Origin of the sequence: Glaciimonas sp. Gout2 (assembly GCF_035018905.1) — a bacterium.
Taxonomy (GTDB): domain Bacteria; phylum Pseudomonadota; class Gammaproteobacteria; order Burkholderiales; family Burkholderiaceae_D; genus Glaciimonas.
The window spans coordinates 39,525-59,441 of record NZ_JASJXA010000022.1 but is presented as its reverse complement, the minus strand read 5'-3'; the positions used below and the strand labels follow the sequence as shown (position 1 = coordinate 59,441).

Below are 19,917 nucleotides of genomic sequence, written 5' to 3'. Positions count from 1 at the left end.
TATGTCGATTCTTGAACACGATCTTGAAAGCACGGTCGCAGCACTCATCGCGCCGGGTAAAGGGATTCTCGCCGCTGATGAGAGTGTTGGTACTATCGAGAAGCGTTTTAAAGCCGTGAACGTGGTTTCCACGCAAGAAAGTCGACGCGATTATCGGGAGCTATTGTTTTCTACGCCTGGGTTAAGTGAGTTCATCAGTGGCGTGATTCTTTTCGACGAGACGCTGAAGCAAAAAAATACCGTCGGCGTTCCACTGCCGGACTTATTAAAAACACAGGGCATGATACCCGGTATTAAGGTCGACATCGGTACGGTTTCATTACCCGGGTTTCCCGAAGAAAAAATCACGGAAGGTTTGGATGGCTTGGCGAAGCGCCTAAATGACTACAAGCATTTAGGTGCGCGATTTGCTAAATGGCGGGCCGTATTAACGATCGATGAAGGGCTTCCGTCGGCGCAAGGGATTGCCGCCAACGCCTATGTTTTGGCGCGGTATGCGGCCATTTGCCAGTCAGCCGGTTTGGTACCGATTGTTGAGCCAGAAATATTGATGGACGGCGATCATACGCTGGAGACATGTGGCAGTATTACTGAACGTGTTTTACACACCGTATTTCACGCTCTGCATGCCCAGCGGGTCATGCTTGAATTGATGATTTTGAAGCCGAATATGGTGGTGCCGGGTTCACTCTGTAAAGTGCAAGCGTCGCCACAGCAAATTGCTCAGGCAACGCTGACCTGTTTTCGCCGTACCGTCCCGGCAGCAGTGCCGGGTATTAACTTTCTTTCAGGCGGCCAAACGGACGCAGCCGCGACAGCGAATCTTAATGCGATGAATGCTCAGATAAAGCACCCTTGGAATGTCAGCTTTTCTTACGGTCGAGCGCTGCAATCGACGGCGATTCAGGCGTGGGCAGGCGAACTTGCGAATAAGGAGGTCGCGCAACAGGCGCTGTACCGACGCGCCCGCTTGAATAGTGCAGCAGTTTTGGGGACTTACTCGGCGGCAATGGAAGAAGATTAGTGTGAGATCGAAGGCGATCTTTTATACATCCTCATTCTGGCGCTGAAAAAGGTTGATCGCCGGGAGCTATTTAGCGTGAAAGTGTGAAAGGGTGAAGAAGATATCCTGATGATGGGGAACATTCAACAAAGACTGCTTTTGGCAGTCTTTGTTTTTTTGTGGACAGCCTTATTTCGTTTCTATCGCTCGCATCTCGCGCGCTGCTACAGAAAGCATCGCCAAATCGACATTTCCCCCCAACTGAAAATCGATCAACAGGCGACGGTAGCGCTCTAATTGTGGACGATTGGCAGATTGCCAGACTTCGACCATTTCCGGGGATTGGTCGAGAGTAGGCGAGAGTTGGATAACATTTGCCGTCAGGGCGCGTTGCAGCGTGGTTAAATCACTTTGCAAAGCGGTGCGGGCAAGTGTCTGCCAATGCGTATCGACCGGTAGTGTGGCCGCACGCTCTCGCATCCATCCGAAGTTAAGATTGAGGTCGAGGGCGAAATAAACTTGCGCCACAAGCTCCAGACTACGACCCGTCACGGTAGCCACTTCTGCTATATCGAGTACGGCACCGATCAGCTCAGCACTTGCTACGCGCCGCGCCAGCGTTTCCGATACGCCTGCTTGCATCAATGCCGCTTGTTTCGCTTTTAGCGCTTCTGCATCTGTGGCTGTCAGCAATGAAACCAATATAGGGCCAAGCTGATCCGCGGCAGGGCGGAAACGGGCGACCATGGCTTCAATCGTCTCTGCGGTGGCATGACGATGCAAGAACCAGAAGCTGGCTTGCTCGATAAGGCGGCCGACCGCAATAAACATTTGAGCTTGCAGCGCGTCGGGTACGACATTGTCCAGTGCGTCGATATCGCTCCAGATGTCCTCGAAACCAAAAACGTCGCGCGCGATGATGGAGGCTCTGATCACATCGGTTGGACTGGCGCCACTTTCCTCGCTAAGTTGATGCACAAAAGTGGTCCCGACCCGGTTGGTGAACGTATTCACCACGTAAGTCGCAATGATTTCGCGTGCCAGCGGATGACGCGACATCACGTCAGGATAACGTTCGCGCAATGGTTGCGGAAAGTATTGTGCCAGTGCGCGACTAATAAACTGATCATCCAGTAAATCCGAGGCCAGCGTGGTTTCGTACAACCACATTTTGTTGTAGGCCATCAGCACAGCACGTTCAGGCGTGGTTAGTCCTTGCTTGGCAGTCTTGCGCTCGGCGATAGCCTCCTCCGAGGGTAAAAATTCGACCGTACGGTCAAGTCGTCCTGCGCGCTCAAGATAACGGATCAGACGTGCTTCCGGTTCAAGTAGTGATGCGGCGCAACGACCGGCGACAGACAGGGCCTGGGTTTGGTAGTAGTTGTCGGTCAACACCTGTTTGCCCACCTCGTCGGTCATCTCGGCGAGCAATTTGTTGCGTTGCTTCTCGGTCATCTCGCCTTCGGTCACCACTAGTCCCAGCAAAATCTTGATATTGACTTCATGGTCTGAGCAATCAACACCAGCGGAATTGTCGATGGCATCGGTGCAGATCCGTCCACCTTTTTGGGCGAATTCGATGCGCCCGAATTGGGTTAGTCCCAAGTTGCCGCCCTCAGCCACCACTTTGCATTGTAGTTGCGCGCCGTTAACCCTGATGGCGTCATTGGCACGATCACCGACCTGTGCGTGGGATTCGTAACCGGCTTTGACATAAGTGCCGATACCGCCGTTGTACAGCATGTCTACCGGAGCGACCAGAATGGCATGTATTAAATCGGTAGGTGCCAACTCGGTAGCGGTAACCCCAAGTGCAGCGCGGACTTCCGGCGAGAGCGGAACGGTCTTCAACGACCGGGGATAAATGCCCCCGCCGACGGACAGCAATTTGGCATCATAGTCTGCCCAACTGGAGCGCGGCAAGACGAATAAGCGTGCGCGTTCGGCAAAGCTTGCAGCAGTATCCGGGTTAGGGTCGAGAAATATATGACGATGATCGAAAGCAGCCACGAGTTTAATGTGATTGGATAACAGCATTCCGTTACCAAACACATCCCCCGACATATCCCCGATCCCGGCAACAGTAAAATCCTGTTCTTGCGTGTTGACACCAATTTCGCGGAAGTGGCGTTTGACCGCTTCCCACGCACCGCGGGCCGTAATGCCCATTTTTTTATGGTCGTAACCCACGGAGCCGCCGGAGGCAAACGCGTCAGTGAGCCAGAATCCATATTCGGCAGAAATAGCATTGGCGAAATCGGAAAAAGTCGCCGTGCCTTTATCTGCGGCAACGACCAGATAAGGATCATCCGCGTCATACCGTACGACGTCCGTGGGTGGTACGACTTTGCCACCAACTAAATTATCGGTCAGATCAAGCAAGCCGCGTAAAAAATTCTGATAGCAGGCGATACCTTCTTTTAAATAGGCTTCGCGGTCCGAGGCTGGCGGCGCATTTTTCAGTACGAACCCACCTTTTGATCCAACTGGCACAATGACCGCGTTCTTCACCATTTGCGCTTTCACCAGTCCCAATACTTCGGTCCTGAAGTCTTCGCGTCGATCCGACCAGCGCAATCCACCGCGGGCCACTTTGCCACCTCTTAAATGGACGCCCTCGAAACGCGGCGAATAGACCCAAATTTCGAACATCGGCTTCGGAGCCGGTAGTCCCGGGACCTTGGCTGGGTCGAACTTGAATGATAAGTATGGTTTCGGTTTACCATTGACGTCGCGCTGAAAATAATTGGTGCGTAACGTCGCTTGAATGACCCCTAAAAATTGTCTTAGAATGCGGTCTTCATCCAGGTTAGGAACCTGATCCATCGCCTCTTCGGTCTGCTGCAAAAGGGTATCTATGCGGACTTGGTCAGGGCGACCACCCTTAATGTTAGCTGCGGGATCGAAGCGCGCGATAAACAGCTCTACCAATTTGCGGGCAATCGACGGATTGCCGGTCAAAGCTTGTTCGATGTACGCATTGCTAAAGGTTGAGCCGACCTGACGTAAATAGCGTGCGTAAGCACGTAATATCGTCACTTCGCGCCAATTGAGTTGGGCGCCGAATACCAGTCGGTTCAGGTCGTCATTATCGGCTTCGCCATTCCATACATGGGCGAATGCATCTTCAAATATGTCTTTGATGCGGTCGATCTCGACCTCCCCGCCATCTGCAGTTTGCATACCAAAATCATGAATCCATACGGGAGCCGCATCTTGCACTTCAATCCGATAAGGGCGTTCTTCCTGCACCTTAACACCCATATGTTCCAGCATCGGTAAGCTCTGCGAGAGGGCGATTGGTTTGCCGGAGTGGTATATCTTCAGGCGTAAGGACGAAGCAGCAGCTTCGATAGGGCGATATAGATTCATCGCCAGTCCGGCCCGCTGTTGTGCCAGTTCCATTAATTCGATATCTCGCACTGTGGCACGCGCTGCATAATCCTCACGGAAGCCAGCCGGAAATGAAGCCGCATAACGGCGCAATAATCGGTTGCCATGTTCCTCACCACGGTTTTCCAGCAATGCATCGGCTAGATCGTCCTGCCAGCGGCGTGTGGCTTGCACAATCTTGGTTTCAAGTTCGCTAATATCAGTATTAGTTACCGTACCAGCTTCGGTACGCACTGTGAACTGGATACGTGCCAATACGGAATCGGACAACAATGGAGTGAATTCGATACTCAAGCCATTGAATGCGTCGAGCAATAAAGTTTGGATACGGACGCGTAGTTCTGTATTGAATTTGTCACGCGGCACGTACACCAAGCAGGATACGTAACGGCCGAATGCGTCGCGGCGTACAAATAGGCGTGTGCGCTGGCGCTCTTCAAGCCGGAGAATACCTATGGCGGTATCGTACAAATTGTCTTCATCAACTTGAAACAATTCGTCGCGTGGATATTGTTCAAGTATAGTCGTAAGCGTTTTTGCCAGATGCCCCTTTGGTACAAAGCTTGCACGCTCCCGCACCTTCGCCACCTTGCGCCGTATGATCGGGATATCGCTAGTAGTAACCATGTACGCGGTTGAGGTATAAAGGCCGACAAAGCGCCGTTCGCCGATCACTTTGCCTCCAGTATCGTACCGTTTGACACCGACGTAATCCAGATAGCCGGGGCGATGCACGGTAGCGCGAGAATCAGCTTTGGTGATAAAAACAGGGGAAGGAGAGTCGATAATCGCTTGCGCGCCGCTTGGTAATTTAGTCATGTCAGCGCTATCCGACGACCGCGTGGTATCCCGCAGTGAATCGCGCAATATTCCGAGACCTGAGCCCGCAACTGCCTGCAAATAATTTTCACCAGCGTTGATGACTAGCTCATAATCGCGGCAGCCTAGAAACGTGAAGTGATCATTGATCATCCATTCCAGAAAAGCGCGGCCTTCGTCGATTTCGGCCTGTTGCGTGTCATCCTTGCCGGGCTGATCATTTAGTTCAGTGACTGCGGCCGTGGCGCTGGTCATCATGCCGTGCCAATCTTCAACTGCTGCCCGTACATCACTTAGTACCTTTTTGACGCCAGTTAAAATTTCTTCAAGCTTATGAGGCTCGGTACACCGGTCAATCTCAAAATGTATGTAGGATTCCAGCTTTGGTGCGTTGTGTTGCTCATCGATTTTTGCGCTGATGTCAGTAGCAGCCTGAATTCTTTCGACCTGGCCGGAAGCATCACGCCAGACACGGAATACCGGATGGATGGCAGCGTGCAACGTGAGTCCAAGGCGATTAATTTCGGTGGTTACCGAGTCCACCAGAAAGGGCATGTCGTCGTTGACGATTTCGATGACGCTATGGGCTGATTCCCAGCCGTGCTCATCGATTTGGGGATTATAAATACGCACGCGGGGCGCGCCTGTTTTAAAATGTCGTGCAAATTGCCAGTGGGACATTACAGCACCATACAGATCACTGATATTGCGACTTTGTACCTGTTCCTCACCAACTTGAGAATAGTAATTTGCCATAAAGGGCTGCATCGTAGCAAAAACGTCGGGTGGAAGTCTGTCGTGTGCGAACTTCACCATTTCTGTTAATTGTTGCTGTTTTTTTTCTTCCGCTGCTTTTTTTATCACTGGCATACATTTCTTTCGTTATTTAACCTGTACAGGCGCATTAAGGTGCACATTAATGCGCCAGATTAATGGGCCGAAAACAGGTTTTGTTCGATGAGTTAAATCATAGTTGTGCCGATTGCAAACAAACCAAATAAAAATAAAGAGACGACAGGTCACCGTTGGTGCGTTCTTGTGTATTAAGGCCAACTAGCGTGAAAGCTGCCCTTTTTATCAATCCGCTCGAACGTGTGCGCGCCAAAAAAGTCGCGTTGTGCCTGAATTAGATTGGCCGGAAGCCGTTCGGTTCGATACGCATCAAAATAAGCAATCGCGGACGAGAACGCGGGGACCGGCACACCAGCGTTGAGTGCAGCGATCACAACCTCGCGCAGTGCGGATTGGTATTTTTCTGCGATCTCGGAAAAGTAGTCATCCAGCAGCAGATTAGCCAACTGTTTGTTAGTAGCGTACGCCTCCATAATTTTTTGCAAAAAACTGGCGCGGATGATGCAACCGGCACGGAAAATTTTAGCGATGTTCCCGTAGTCCAGATCCCATTTGTATTCATTCGATGCTGCACGCAACTGTGCAAAGCCCTGTGCGTATGAAATGATTTTGCTGAAATACAGCGCACGTTGCACAGCGTCAATCAGTGCTTTGCGATCACCGTTATAGGTTTGTTGCAGCGGTCCTGACAGTTTTTTGCTTGCTGCTACTCGTTCGTCTTTGAGCGACGATAAGACGCGCGCAAAAACTGCTTCAGTGATAAGAGGTAGCGGCGCGCCTAAATCCAGCGCATTTTGGCTGGTCCATTTTCCGGTGCCTTTTTGTGCAGCCCGATCCAGGATGACGTCTACCAAATCTTTATCGGTATCGGTGTCTTTTTTTGCAAAAATCTGGGAAGTGATTTCTATCAGGTAACTATTGAGTTCACCCTTGTTCCAGTCTGAATATACCTGGCTTAGCTCTTGATTCGATAGGCCAATGACGTTTTTTAAGACCGCGTAACTTTCTGCGATGAGTTGCATGTCGCCATACTCAATCCCATTGTGGACCATCTTCACAAAATGTCCGGCGCCATTGGGGCCGATATAGCCTACGCAGGGCACGCCGTCCGCCGCTTTGGCAGCGATTTCGGTCAGTATCGGTGCGACCAGATCGTAAGCTTCGCGCTGCCCGCCCGGCATAATGGCGGGGCCTTTAAGCGCACCTTCCTCGCCACCGGATACGCCGGTGCCAATAAAGTGAATACCCGATTTGGCCAGATCGTCGTTGCGCCGAATGGTATCGGTAAAATGCGTGTTCCCACCATCGATCAGGATGTCGCCGTTATCCAATAACGGCTTGACGGCAGCAATCGTCTCATCAGTCGCCGAACCGGCTTTGACCATTAACAGGACGCGGCGCGGCTTCTCGAGCGAATCGATGAACTCTTTGAGAGAATACGTTGCAACAAGATTGCGGTCTGGAAATTCTGCGACCAGCGAATCAGTTTTTTCAGCACTACGGTTATAGACGGAGACCGAATGGCCTCGGCTTTCAATATTTAGTGCAAGATTACGACCCATTACGGCCAATCCAATTACACCAATTATTTGCTTAGTCATGATCGTTCTCCAAAAAAAGACTGCTAATGTTGAAAGGGAGCTTTAAAAATAGAGGCTTACTTTCTACTATTGATGATAGCTGACTTAAGCGGAGTGCCGCTTTCGTCAACCTATCTAAAGGAATGCGATCTGATAAACCGCCTTGTGCGTTTTAAAACTACGCGATTAAGTTGCCTTTATATTTTGCAATTACTTAAATCGATAAGCTAGTGATACAAAGTAACTTTGAGCCGTCCTCTTGTCGACGATGGGACTGTTGGTGATGCCATTGCCGAGCCACTTATAGCGCCCGTATACGTTGACAACCCAGGTTGCATTAATAGGAATTTCGACCTGTAGTGCCACGAGTGGATTTGTTGTGCCTTTGCCTTGATAGGCAGCGTAACGTTTATTAGCGGCAGATTCGGCTGGTGTAATGCCGTAGTAATAATTAACGAAATTTGCACTGCGATATTCAGCACCGATTTGTGGGTAAAAGTTAACCGGGCCAGCCTTTATTTCACCTGCATAGATGGCTTCCAGCAACGTGCCATGCGATTTGTTGACGTCGTAAAAAGCGTTCAGAAAGAACGCACCAACCGGAGTTTCCTGAAAAGTGCCAATACCTAAGGGAATCCCATTTTTGCGTTCGGTCAAACCTCTTAGCGTTGAGTTGGAAGTTTTAAAACCATCAAAACTGACACGACCAGTGAGTTCCAGATAGCCATACCCCATTTTGACCGTTTTTATGCCGAAGGTATCGACCCGCGCAAATAACCGGCCATAGTCAAGATAGGCGTACGGCAATATCAGGGTTGAACTACGTTTACCACGTATTTCTCCGTGTATTTCGCTGGGTGCCTCGTACACACCTACGCCTAAATCACCCATTATGCGCTGAGGAAACTCATCAACATCAGACGTGGTCGAGTCTTGTGCAACCGCGCTTGAAATTAAAACCAATCCTGTTATTCCTCCTAGGATGGCGCCCAGTATGGCTTTGCTCTGGCCGTTTTCTTTCATACTTTTCCGTAGTTTAGTCATGCTTGACGATGAAACCCGCATTTTGCCTGGCGCCAGCCGTTCACAGTGCGCCGGTAATCCTGTCTCTGCCAATAAGCTAGATTCATAAAAAAGCGGATCCAGCCCTCTTCAAAATGAAATAAAACAGCCCTATATTGTTACATCTCAAACGTGTTTAGACTAGGTTTGATTCTCTTTATTGTTGAATATTCGGAATGGATTTGGGCAAGTCCCAATTAAAATTTATTGAAAGATGTTTTCTTTTGGCAGGCCTTATTCTAAGGGAATCCATAATTGACACTAGTTTGAGAGGCTTTGCGTATTGCGAGTATTCTCCTTATGGTAATAGTAAATACTGTTGAAAATAATTGTTTGATAACTACGTTATCTAAAAAAATACAAACGAGTGTATTTTTCTTTTAAGGAGAGCGATATGAGCGCCATTACAACCACTAACTACGAAGGTTATGAGATACATACGCGTGCTGTGCCTATTGGTGACGTTTGGGCAGCTGAATATTCAATCAGTAAAGATGGTGAAACAAAAATATCGTGGACTCGGGCAAATATTGCGGAAGGACTGCCCACTCACGGCACTGCAAACCATGCAGCCCTCGAAAACGCTAAAGCGGACATCCAACTTGACCTCTCTACGTTCACTTAATATTTAAATACGATAGTTGTATTTGTCTTGTATGCGTTCAGGCGATCGAATCCATAATTCAGGTTGCTTTTGATGAGTGAATAGAAATTTTTCAAGAAGCGGGCTATATGCTAGTTAATGGAAAAAATACCGAGATTACGTTCGCTGTGCCATTTGAGGGAGGAACAGTGACATGTACGGTGCTAGCCGAGGCGTTACGGCATTTAACAAAAAATCCGGCAAGTAGTCTCACTCGAGACCAATTGGTCAGCGCCTTTTTGGATAACAAACCCTTAATTCGAGCGGTAGCCCTTAAAGAGCTTGAAATGGGCGTCGATGAAGTAATTTTGACGGCATCGAGTTTTTAAGGGAGGAGCGCAACTTCAGCCTAATCCTCAATGGATGTCCTCGCGCTAGAACATCAGACGCAAATAGCGCGGATATCACAGGTTGAAAGCGGCGTGGACGTCATTCTTTACCCAATTCCATTACTCGAGCGATGTCGCATGACACTTTTGTAAGTGTTTTGAACCAACCTCTTTTTTAAGTGTAAGCGCTGACTTGATCTGCCGCGCTATCAGCCCATAAGACTGGCCTCCGCCAAATCAAAATCGGCAGAAAGGTTATACTCAAAGACCGCATAAGCAGTTAGATAAGGACACACCCATGATCCCCATTTCGATCCTCGATTTGGTCCGTATTACGCAAGGTAGCACCGCCCGCACCGCGCTCGACAATGCGCGAGATCTCGCACGCCACGCTGAAGGTTGGGGCTACCGCCGATTTTGGATGGCCGAACATCACAATATGATTGGTATTGCCAGTGCTGCAACAGCTGTCGCGATTGCGCACGTTGCCGCTGGAACCAGCACGATTCGCGTGGGCGCTGGTGGCGTCATGCTACCAAACCACGCTCCACTCCTTATTGCCGAACAGTTTGGAACGCTTGCATCATTATTTCCGGGGCGCATTGATCTGGGACTGGGAAGGGCGCCGGGCACTGATCAGATTACTACGCGTGCGCTGCGCCGCGATTCTGCGAGCGCTGAAGAATTCCCGCAGGATGTACTCGAACTTCAGGCTTTTCTCGCGCCAGCTGAACCGGGCCAACGCATTGTCGCGGTACCAGGCGTAGGCACAGAAGTGCCTCTCTGGATTTTGGGATCGAGCACATTTGGTGCCAGACTTGCTGCCAAACTGGGTTTGCCATATGCATTCGCATCGCATTTTGCGCCGGATTCACTTGAGGCCGCGCTCCAAGCTTATCGGGCGCAATTTCATGCGTCTGCTCAACAGGCATCGCCGCATGCGATGGTGGGTATCAATATTATTGCCGCCGAGACCGACGCCGAAGCGCAGCGTCTGGCGACGACGCAACAAATGTCTTTTACCGACATGTTTCGCGGTGCCCGAGGTTTGAGCAAGCCACCAATCGATGATATTGAGACTTATTGGTCAGGTGCAGAGAAAGCGCAAGCATCGCATATGCTGGCTTTTTCGGTTGTCGGCTCGAAACAGACTGTACGCGAAGGGTTGGAAAGGTTAATTTCAATGACTGGTGCGGACGAATTGATGATCGTCTCGGACGTTTTCGATCATGCCGCACGGCTTCGGTCATATGAAATCATTGCAGATATAGCGCGCGGCGCCTAAAGTTAAGGCAAAGGATAAGTTCATTCACCTAGTGGGTTGAAGTGGACGTTAACCGACGTTTGAGACGCACAGCGATGGTCCATGATGGTATCGCTGAAAGAAAAAATAAGCCTTATGATTTGGCTTTAGTGTTTCGGGTTTATTGCTCTAACTTAAAGCTAAGTCATTCGAGCGTCACAACCTAATTTTAAAATAAAAATAAAAATGTGCTTTAGGGTTTTATAGGGCGCTTTGAACAGCCACTAACACGTTGCATTTGACCCGTTCGACGAGCAAAGCATCCGTCGATCCGCGCCACCAACGGGCGGAAAACGCTTTGCGGCGAGAGTGCCCGACGATCACAAGATCGACTTTTAACGCTTCTGCCATTGAGCCGATCACATCAATCGGTTCGCCAGTCTGAAGGTGAGTTGCCACACGCAGTCCAGCGGCGACCATTAATGCTTTACCCGCTTCCAATTCTTCTTTAATGACCTGAGTCCTGTTTGCAAAAGCCACTTCCGGGCAATAACCTCCCGCCATTCCATGCGCCGACAGTTCGATGACGGCCAGCAAATGGACTTCAGTCGAAGCAGGCGGATGGAGTTGAATACATTCGTATAAGGCCGAGCGACTGTCTGGCGTGCCGTTGTAAGTGACCAGGATTTTATTGAACATAAACGCCTCCAACAGATGAGATTTCAGCATTATTGCAACTAAGTCATGGTCCTTATTGTGCGCTCTTTATCGGGTCCAGGTTATAACGTTTTTATGACCGTTTGGCGTAGTAATGCAGGCGGAACAAAGAGCCGGATCGATATAGACCTCCTCGCTCTCCTTGTACATCAGGTCCTGTCTTACAGGTTTATCGCGTTTTTCATCGAAATACTGACCGCATACATGCAAACCTTGCAGTAAAATATTTTTTGATAGAATCTACAGATACCTGGAGACTTTACATGCGCTATCCTTTTATTGCACCCTCGACCATTTGTGTTTTAGTCATGCATCTTAGCGCTTGTGGCGAGGTGGCGACATTGCCGGAACAGGCGGATATGGGGCCACATCCGACAATCCCGGCACCGCATGTGACGCTATTGCCCACCGTCAATATAGCGCCAGCTACGGGTTGGCCTGCTGGCCTAGTACCGCAGGCCGGCGCTGGCCTTGCAGTGAAAGCACTTGCCACCGGCCTTGATCATCCGCGTTGGTTGTATGTACTCCCCAATGGTGATGTGCTGGTGGCAGAAACCAACGCTCCGCCCAAGCCCGACGATAGCAAAGGTATTAAGGGTTGGATCATGAGGCTTGTCATGAAACGGGCAGGTGCTGGCGTACCGAGCGCTAATCGCATCACCCTGTTGCGCGATACAAATGGCGACGGCGTGGTCGCCACAAAAACGGTGTTCCTGCAAGGATTGAATTCTCCCTTTGGCATGACATTGGTTGGCACCGATTTGTATGTTGCTACGACTGATGCCCTATGGCGCTTTCCCTATCGCACTGGCGAAACACAAATTACGGTGCCAGGTGTAAAAGTGATTGATTTACCCGGAGGGCCGATCAATCATCACTGGACAAAAAACGTGATCGCAAGTCGGGATGGTTCGCATCTATATGTAACGGTTGGCTCGAATAGCAATGTTGCCGAAAACGGACTTGAAAACGAGGTCAACCGCGCCGCCATCCTGGAAGTTGATGCCAAAACAGGTCGCTCGCGCATCTTCGCCTCGGGCTTACGCAATCCGAATGGTCTAGCTTGGCAACCACACAGTGGTGCTCTGTGGACGGCGGTCAACGAACGCGATGAACTTGGCAGCGATCTGGTGCCGGACTATATGACTTCGGTGAAGGACGGCGGTTTTTATGGATGGCCTTATAGTTATTATGGCCAGCATGTGGATACGAGAGTGAAGCCGCCGCGGCCTGATATGGTGGATAAAGCGATTGCGCCAGATTATGCGCTAGGTGCGCATACGGCCAGCCTTGGGCTTGCTTTCTATGAAGGTAATTTATTGCCGAAGCATTTTTTTGGCGGAGCGTTTATCGGCCAGCACGGCTCTTGGAATCGCAAGCCCAGGAGCGGTTACAAAGTGATTTTTGTCCCCTTTATTGACGGAAATCCTGCTGGTCCACCTGAAGACGTTCTTACCGGTTTTGTAACTGCGCAGGGTGATGCGATGGGCCGCCCGGTTGGCGTGGCGGTCGACCGCACGGGCGCGCTTTTGGTCGCTGATGACGTTGGCAATGTCGTATGGCGGGTTACCCCCAGTCGTTAGCCGACCGGTTGGTTTGAGAGGTGGCGATGCGAACGCTGTTCAGCGAATAGAGGGATGGGATAAAGAGCGCGAAGTAAATGGTTAGGCCTGTCTGCTAGTAAGGCTGGTGAAGTATCGGCGCGGCGAAAGTTTGAGGAACTATTAAGTTTTATGATTTTTATGGAAAATGAATCATTTGACTACTATGATGGAAGCTAAAGCGATATGCGAGCGAATGTCATATCCCAACTCAACCATAGTCAATACAGGAAATTACCATGTCTACCCATACGTACAAACTGGTCGAGTTGGTCGGGACCTCAAAAACTGGTAGCGATGATGCAATACGTGATGCGATTACCAAGGCGGCGCTGACGGTTAAACATATGGACTGGTTCGAAGTCGTTGAAACCCGAGGTCATATTGTGGATGGCAAGATTTCTCATTATCAGGTAACGATCAAAGTTGGCTTCAGGTTAGAGTAACAAACCGTTGACCGACCTTTAGCTTTCCTCGTGGACGTTACCGCGCGCCTGGTTTTATACGCTGAGGCAGGACATTAGAGGCGCTGCGGGGTTGCGAACCTGGGAACCTGATGCCGGGATTGAATTCTAGAGCCTCAAATAATACCGCTACTACTGATCCCTGCCTTCGGTGGTCGTTGTTGGCCTTTTTGTGCGCGATATCCGGTTGAACGGTAGCAGCCGATGGGGTCGATTGTCGCGCCCGAGCGGAACCGTGCCATTGCCAGAATAGGACTGACGTCGGTACGGAATGCATGTTTCAAGGTTTGTGCCGATTGGAGTACGTCGTTTTGCTCCTGATAATGCTGCAACGCCGTGCGGTCAACGATGGCAGATTGAATAAACGCCCGCTGTACTTCAATGGCGCTGCTCATCAAACTTTCAATCGGATCGGTTACGTTGTGTGACTGGTCGAGCATATACGATGGTTTAAACGATGCCCCCTCGCGTTGCGCAACATCCGCCAACTCGTTGAAGATCAAAAATAATTGGAAGGGATTGATGCTGCCCGAGTCCAGATCGTCATCGCCGTATTTGCTATCGTTAAAATGGAAACCACCCAATTTGCCAAACTGTGCAAGGCGGGCAACGATCATTTCGATATTGGTATTGGGCGCGTGGTGACCCAGATCGACAAGGCATTTTGCCTTCGGTCCCAGTTCGGTCGCGCATGCAAAACTAGTACCCCAATCGGCGATAGTGGTGGCGTAGAAAGCCGGTTCAAATAATTTGTGCTCAATATAGACCAACCAGTCGGATGGCAATGCGCTGTAGATTTCGCGCATGCTATCCAGATAGCGTTCGAGCGCGCCGCGTAGATTGTGCTGGCCGGGAAAGTTTGCGCCATCACCGATCCAGACTGTAAGCGCGTTAGAACCGAGGGCCCGCCCTAACGTAATGCAGTCGATATTGTGTGCAATCGCTTGAGCGCGTGCGGCAGGATTGTTTGCTGTCAGACTGCCATTTTTGTACGAATGCGCTTGCCCGGCCTGATCCTGAAATGTATTCGAATTAACGGTGTCAAAACCTAAGCCATATCCGCTTGCGATTTCTCGCAGAGCCGCAGGATCAGTCGTTTTATCCCAGGGAAAATGCAGTGATACAGTCGGTGTAGCGTGCGTTAATTGATGGATCACCGCGCAGTCTTCCATCTTTTCGAACACGTTTCGCGGCTCGCCAATTCCTGGAAAACGTGCGAAACGCGTACCGCCGGTGCCTACGCCCCAACTCGGTAACGCGACTGCAAAAGTTTGGGCTAATGCGGTCAATTTTTCAATGTCTTGTCCGCGCCGTGCCAGCATGCCACCGAGTGCTTCATAGTCAGCTTGAAGATTATTTTGTATGTTGGTATTGTGTTCGGCAATCCGGCCGGTATCGATCATTGCATTCATCATGTCTCCTGATTTTCAGCACCGAGGCAACAATTATTAGCGCCTGCTGCTGGTTATGTATATTTAATATGCTGGCGATTCGGGCGCATTCGCCTTATTACCTTATCGTGTAAACGCCGCCGCATTTCCCGCGTCAACGTTAATGATGTTGCCGGTACTCTTGGCCGATTTATCGCTGGCCAAAAAATACACTGCTTCGGCGATATCTTCGGGTAGGACGCTGCGTTTAAGCATACTGCGTTGTCGATAGAATTCTTCCACATCGCCTGATTCAATTTTGTTCGAGGCGGCACGCTCTTCTTTCCATTTTCCATCCCAGATCCGCGAGCCACGGATCACGGCGTCAGGATTGACGACATTGACACGGATACCATGCGCAGCGCCTTCCAGTGCAATACAACGCGCCAGATGGATTTCACCTGCTTTGGCGGTGCAATATGCCGATGCGCCAGCGGATGCCACTAAGCCGTTTTTGCTGGCGACAAATACCATGCTGCCGCCTAATTTTTGTTCTTTCATCATGCGGAAAGCGCTGCGACTAACCAGAAAGTAGCCTGTCACCAGAATCGATTGATTGCGCTCCCACATTTCCAGCGTAGTGTCTTCTAGCGGCGCGGATGAAGCGATTCCCGCGTTAGAGATCAGCAGATCAATGCCGCCAAAGCGGAGCGCCGTGCTGCTGAGGATGATATCAATATCTTGCTCGCTAGTGATATTCGCGCAGATACTAGCGACGTAATCGCGTCCGGCGACCTTGATCAGTGTTTGTTCGGCTTGTGTCAGCGCCTCGGCATCGATATCGGTCAGCATGACGCAAGCGCCTTCTTGTAACAGCTGGCGCGCAACCGCCTGACCGATTCCGCCGCCACCACCCGTGACCAGTGCAATGCGTCCCGCGAGACTTTTTGGTTTGGGCATGCGTTGCAGCTTGGCTTCTTCCAGTAACCAATACTCGATATCGAAGGCTTCCTGCTCTGGCAAGCCGACATAAGTGTCGACCCCATTTGCGCCGCGCATGACGTTGATGGCATTGACATAAAATTCCCCAGCGATGCGGGCTGTGGCTTTGTCTTTGGCGAAGGACAGCATACCAACCCCAGGAATCAAATAAATGATTGGGTTGGCATCGCGTATTGCCGGACTATTATCGCGTTTGCAGCGGGCGTAATAGGCGAGGTATTCGGCACGATAGGCGCACAATGCATCGTCCAGACCAGCCAATAATCGCTCAAAATTGGGATTGACTGGGTCAAAATCGACCACAAACGGGCGGATTTTGGTGCGCAAAAAATGATCCGGGCATGACGTTCCGAGCGCTGCTAACGGCAACAAATCAGTGCTACACACAAAATCGAGCACAGTCCGGCTATCGTCAAAATGGCCTAATTTATATTCATCCTGACTAATCTTGCCGCGCAAAAGCGGCATCAGACGCGCTGCCAGATCGGCACGTTCGGAGGCCACAAGTGGCGTGAACTTACTACCGCCAAAAGCCGGTTGTTTGCTGTTGGCTGCCAACCAGTCTTCTGCGCGTTTGATGATGGCTAAGGTAATCTCGTAGCAGGATTTAGATGTATCGCCCCACGTAAATAAACCATGTCCTTCCAGAACGATCCCTTTTAGGTGCGGCTGTTCTTTTGATAACGCCTCTAGCTTTAGCCCGAGATCATAACCGGGCCGCTGCCATGGCAACCAACCCAAATCACCCTCGAAGACTTTGAGAGTCAGTGCTCGGCTATTGGCACAGGCGGCAATCGCAATCACAGAATCCGGATGCATATGATCAACATGTTTTTTGTCGATGTAGGCATGTAATGGCGTATCGATACTGGCCGCACGTGGATTCAGGTTAAAGGTGCAATGCGGCAAATAGGCGACCATCTCATCTTCCAGCGCCAAGCCACGATAACGATTTTTGAGAGAACGCAGTTTGTCCATATAGAGTGTGGAAAATCCGTCCAGCTTGATACTTCCCAAATCGCCGCCCGATCCTTTGACCCACAAAACCTCGGCTTGCTCGCCGGTAAGGTGGTCAGTCATATCAATCTTGGCGGAGGTATTGCCACCGCCAAAGTTGGTAATGCGCATGTCAGAACCAAGCAGGTTCGAGCGGTATAACAGGAGTTCGGGCGCGCTGAGCGTCGCAGCGGTGGCATCATCCCACATCGGGGTGATCGGGCCTTGCGGCGTGGTGGCAATCAATTCAGTCATACAGTCTCCATCATCTATTGTTATTACTTTAGGCGTTACGCAAAGTCGCCCCAGCAACGTTGTGCTTTCCTGGCCGCCAACGTGGCTTGGTACTCGCGTACTGTCTGCGTCGGCAGCGTTCGCAAGCTCGTTGAAGGGACTGTTCTGCGTAACGCCTATTTATTAATGTATTAGGCTCTGATCACATCGATTTTTTAAAAATGCAAAGGGGATGAGCAATGACGACTAGTAGAAAGCAGGCACTAATCACTGTCAATCTTTTGGCGCTCAAAATGGTGATTGAAGTTGAATTAATCACGATGTTGATTGATGTTGGCATGAAGTTGTCGGGAATGTAATCAATGGTTTGACTGAAGTGTAAATAATCATCGAGTTGATTGATTGGTGATTGACAGACATTTCTCAAATGCTTAGTCTGTTTTACCGACAAAGAGATCGTCCTGTTGATTGCAACTTGATGTAGCAATCAAAAGAGATGAGTCCAAACAGGAGACAAAGTGGTGAATAAGTTGGCGATACCAAAATGCGCTGATGCGCTGTGGCCGATCAGCGATGGTGCGTGAATGGTGAACCACAAGCGCCGTAAAGGCTTGCTGAAGTTACTCGCCGAGCACAACACGGTCAGCGTAGAGCAATTGGTTGATTGGCTGAATTCGTCGCCAGCGACCGTGCGGCGCGATATCGCCTGGCTTGCTGAACGTAATCTGTTGACCCGAACCCGTGGCGGGGCAGAGAATCTGCCGCAAAAAAAACGTGCATTTGCCTTGTCTGGCGAAACCTTTCAAAACAATATAGAACGTTTTTCCGCAGAAAAACGCGCTATCGCCAGATATGCCACAAACATGTGCGCCGCTGGCGAAACCATCATTATCAATGGCGGCACAACGACTTACATGATGGTGGAATTTCTTGCCGAAAAACGCCTGAAAATTTTGACTAATTCGTTTTTGATGGCAGAGCGCCTATTAATGTCGAGCGAAAATGAAATCATTCTGCCGGGCGGCAAGGTCTACCGTGAGCAAAACGTCATCCTTAGTCCATTCGATAACGATATTACCCAACATCACTACGCGGCAAAAATGTTCATGGGCGTCTACGGATTGTCGATGCTGGGTTTGATGGAGGTCGATCCACTTTTGATTCAGGCCGAAAAGCGCCTGATCAGTCAGACCGAAGAATTGATTGTACTGGCCGACAGTTCAAAGTTTGCACGCAAAGCAGGATTGATCTTATGCGGTCTTAACCGCGTGGCTTGCGTCATCACCGATACGGGCGCGTCAGATGCCGCGATCCAGATGCTGGAACAGGCGGGTGTGAAGGTGATTACCGTGACGCCGGAAAAAGTACCGATGAATGCAATGCAGGATTGATTCAACAAAATTGCCCCAAAAAACATTGATTTAACAAGGCTGGAAGACATTCGGTCCACAGTCGTATTTATCACAGGAGACATCGCAATGAAACTAAAAAAAATATTGCTCGCCGCGTTGACCGTCGGCATGATCGGCGGCTTGGTGAACAGCGTCCAGGCGGCCGAAAAAATAAAGATCGCGATGGTGGTAAAGAGCCTCGGCAATGGTTTTTTTGACGCTGCCCATGAGGGCGCAAAAGAGGCCGCGAAAGAACTTGGGGATGTTGAGATTATTTATACCGGCCCAACCACGCCAACAGCGGAAGGCCAGATTGAGATCATCAACTCTCTGATCAGCCAAAAAGTAAGCGCTATCGTGATCTCAGCCAATGATGCCAACGCGCTGGTGCCGATTACTAAAAAAGCGATGCAACGCGGTATCAAAGTGGTTTCTTTTGATAGCGGTATCGCAAAAGATGGGCGGTTGATGCAACTCAATCCATCCAATGCGCAATTGATCGGTTTGAAACAAATTCAGATGGCGTCTGACGCGATTGGCGGAGCCGGTGAAGTGGCAATTCTGTCGGCCACCGCTCAGGCAACCAACCAGAATATTTGGATTGGCGAAATGAAAAAGGTCTTGGCGAAACCCGAGTACGCGAAGATAAAGCTGGTTGCGACCGTCTATGGCGATGACCAATCAGACAAGAGCTATCGAGAAGCAATTGGCTTGTTGCGTAGCAATCCAAATCTGAAGGCGATTATTGCCCCGACTACCGTTGGTATCAATGCAGCCAGTAAAGCCGTGGTGGATGAACATTTGGTTGGCAAGGTATTTGTCACAGGACTCGGTTTGCCGTCTGAAATGGCTGGTCATGTGAAGAGTGGGGCGGTGAAAAGCTTTGCGATCTGGAACCCAATTGATCTCGGTTATGCGGCGACCTATGCTGCTTACGATTTCGTCAAGGGAAAAGCCGTTTCTAAACCGGGTGCGAGTATCGCGGTCGGACGGATGGGTAAGATTACGCTTGATGTTAACAATGAAGCTGCGTTAGCGCCGCCATTTACCTACGATAAAGATAACGTCGACAAGTTTGCCAAAATATTTTGACAATCAAATCGGGCTTATCGATTTTGCCGTGCGCATCAATATTATGCAATAACGTCGTAGTGTAGGGGTTTCTGAACAGTGGTTGCAGTATTAGCTGCAACTACGTTCACAGGATGAGGTTTGATT

General features: G+C 50.1%; 14 protein-coding genes. 8 read left to right on the top strand and 6 right to left on the bottom strand.

The annotated features are described in order from the left end of the window. The first annotated feature begins 1 nt into the window (after position 1). Positions 2 to 1,024 (top strand): class I fructose-bisphosphate aldolase, encoded by a 1,023-nt coding sequence (locus QN379_RS15210; protein ID WP_322239093.1) that lies wholly within the window; start codon positions 2 to 4, stop codon positions 1,022 to 1,024. Between the two features lie 168 nt (positions 1,025 to 1,192). On the opposite strand, the gene QN379_RS15205 is transcribed toward QN379_RS15210, so the two are convergent. From QN379_RS15205 to QN379_RS15195, 3 genes are all read right to left on the bottom strand, one after another. Then, positions 1,193 to 6,076, bottom strand: coding sequence for an NAD-glutamate dehydrogenase (locus tag QN379_RS15205; RefSeq protein ID WP_416186884.1), 4,884 nt, complete (start codon positions 6,074 to 6,076; stop codon positions 1,193 to 1,195). Positions 6,077 to 6,258: 182 nt separating this feature from the next. Continuing rightward, positions 6,259 to 7,668 (bottom strand): NADP-dependent phosphogluconate dehydrogenase, encoded by a 1,410-nt coding sequence (gndA, locus tag QN379_RS15200; RefSeq protein ID WP_322239089.1) that lies wholly within the window; start codon positions 7,666 to 7,668, stop codon positions 6,259 to 6,261. A 189-nt stretch (positions 7,669 to 7,857) separates the two neighbouring features. Then, a complete protein-coding gene (locus QN379_RS15195) occupies positions 7,858 to 8,670 on the bottom strand; it encodes a MipA/OmpV family protein (RefSeq protein ID WP_322239088.1) in 813 nt (270 codons plus the stop codon). A 433-nt stretch (positions 8,671 to 9,103) separates the two neighbouring features. Between QN379_RS15195 and QN379_RS15190 the strand changes: the two genes are divergently transcribed. The 3 genes from QN379_RS15190 to QN379_RS15180 all read left to right on the top strand — a co-directional run bounded on the left by QN379_RS15190 (position 9,104) and on the right by QN379_RS15180 (position 10,966). After that, positions 9,104 to 9,334, top strand: a complete 231-nt coding sequence (locus QN379_RS15190; protein ID WP_322239086.1) for a hypothetical protein — start codon at positions 9,104 to 9,106, stop codon at positions 9,332 to 9,334. A gap of 107 nt (positions 9,335 to 9,441) precedes the next feature. Then, the gene (locus QN379_RS15185) at positions 9,442 to 9,681 is read left to right on the top strand and encodes a DUF1488 family protein (protein ID WP_322239084.1); all 240 of its coding nucleotides are present in this window, start codon (positions 9,442 to 9,444) and stop codon (positions 9,679 to 9,681) included. A 298-nt stretch (positions 9,682 to 9,979) separates the two neighbouring features. Beyond that, positions 9,980 to 10,966 (top strand): LLM class flavin-dependent oxidoreductase, encoded by a 987-nt coding sequence (locus QN379_RS15180; RefSeq protein WP_322239082.1) that lies wholly within the window; start codon positions 9,980 to 9,982, stop codon positions 10,964 to 10,966. 219 nt (positions 10,967 to 11,185) lie between these two features. Here the strand turns inward: QN379_RS15180 and QN379_RS15175 are convergent, their stop codons facing one another. Further along, positions 11,186 to 11,623 (bottom strand): universal stress protein, encoded by a 438-nt coding sequence (locus QN379_RS15175; RefSeq protein WP_322239081.1) that lies wholly within the window; start codon positions 11,621 to 11,623, stop codon positions 11,186 to 11,188. Between the two features lie 281 nt (positions 11,624 to 11,904). On the opposite strand from QN379_RS15175, the gene QN379_RS15170 reads away from it, so the two are divergent. Together QN379_RS15170 and QN379_RS15165 are read left to right on the top strand one after the other, a co-directional pair. Further along, entirely contained in the window at positions 11,905 to 13,224 is a 1,320-nt protein-coding gene (locus tag QN379_RS15170; protein WP_322239079.1) for a sorbosone dehydrogenase family protein, read from the top strand. A gap of 257 nt (positions 13,225 to 13,481) precedes the next feature. Further along, positions 13,482 to 13,688 carry a dodecin gene (locus QN379_RS15165; protein ID WP_322239077.1) on the top strand — a complete coding sequence of 69 codons (207 nt, stop codon included), beginning with the start codon at positions 13,482 to 13,484 and terminating at the stop codon, positions 13,686 to 13,688. 134 nt (positions 13,689 to 13,822) lie between these two features. Here the strand turns inward: QN379_RS15165 and rhaI are convergent, their stop codons facing one another. After that, positions 13,823 to 15,118 (bottom strand): L-rhamnose catabolism isomerase, encoded by a 1,296-nt coding sequence (gene rhaI, locus QN379_RS15160; protein WP_322240686.1) that lies wholly within the window; start codon positions 15,116 to 15,118, stop codon positions 13,823 to 13,825. Between the two features lie 102 nt (positions 15,119 to 15,220). Next, a complete protein-coding gene (locus QN379_RS15155; protein WP_322239075.1) occupies positions 15,221 to 17,329 on the bottom strand; it encodes a bifunctional rhamnulose-1-phosphate aldolase/short-chain dehydrogenase in 2,109 nt (702 codons plus the stop codon). A 563-nt stretch (positions 17,330 to 17,892) separates the two neighbouring features. On the opposite strand from QN379_RS15155, the gene QN379_RS15150 reads away from it, so the two are divergent. Both QN379_RS15150 and rhaS read left to right on the top strand, forming a co-directional pair. Further along, on the top strand, positions 17,893 to 18,699 hold the full coding sequence (locus QN379_RS15150; RefSeq protein ID WP_322239073.1) for a DeoR/GlpR family DNA-binding transcription regulator: 807 nt from the start codon (positions 17,893 to 17,895) through the stop codon (positions 18,697 to 18,699). Positions 18,700 to 18,786: 87 nt separating this feature from the next. Beyond that, positions 18,787 to 19,791, top strand: a complete 1,005-nt coding sequence (gene rhaS / locus QN379_RS15145; protein ID WP_322239071.1) for a rhamnose ABC transporter substrate-binding protein — start codon at positions 18,787 to 18,789, stop codon at positions 19,789 to 19,791. The last annotated feature ends 126 nt before the right edge of the window (positions 19,792 to 19,917 follow it).

Coding starts and splice junctions, on each gene's coding strand:
- QN379_RS15195 (WP_322239088.1), bottom strand. CDS start 8,670: ATGAAAGAAAACGGCCAGAGCAAAGCCATACTGGGCGCCATCCTAGGA.
- QN379_RS15210 (WP_322239093.1), top strand. CDS start 2: ATGTCGATTCTTGAACACGATCTTGAAAGCACGGTCGCAGCACTCATC.
- QN379_RS15170 (WP_322239079.1), top strand. CDS start 11,905: ATGCGCTATCCTTTTATTGCACCCTCGACCATTTGTGTTTTAGTCATG.
- QN379_RS15165 (WP_322239077.1), top strand. CDS start 13,482: ATGTCTACCCATACGTACAAACTGGTCGAGTTGGTCGGGACCTCAAAA.
- rhaS (WP_322239071.1), top strand. CDS start 18,787: ATGAAACTAAAAAAAATATTGCTCGCCGCGTTGACCGTCGGCATGATC.
- QN379_RS15185 (WP_322239084.1), top strand. CDS start 9,442: ATGCTAGTTAATGGAAAAAATACCGAGATTACGTTCGCTGTGCCATTT.
- QN379_RS15175 (WP_322239081.1), bottom strand. CDS start 11,623: ATGTTCAATAAAATCCTGGTCACTTACAACGGCACGCCAGACAGTCGC.
- rhaI (WP_322240686.1), bottom strand. CDS start 15,118: ATGAATGCAATGATCGATACCGGCCGGATTGCCGAACACAATACCAAC.
- QN379_RS15155 (WP_322239075.1), bottom strand. CDS start 17,329: ATGACTGAATTGATTGCCACCACGCCGCAAGGCCCGATCACCCCGATG.
- gndA (WP_322239089.1), bottom strand. CDS start 7,668: ATGACTAAGCAAATAATTGGTGTAATTGGATTGGCCGTAATGGGTCGT.
- QN379_RS15180 (WP_322239082.1), top strand. CDS start 9,980: ATGATCCCCATTTCGATCCTCGATTTGGTCCGTATTACGCAAGGTAGC.
- QN379_RS15190 (WP_322239086.1), top strand. CDS start 9,104: ATGAGCGCCATTACAACCACTAACTACGAAGGTTATGAGATACATACG.
- QN379_RS15150 (WP_322239073.1), top strand. CDS start 17,893: ATGGTGAACCACAAGCGCCGTAAAGGCTTGCTGAAGTTACTCGCCGAG.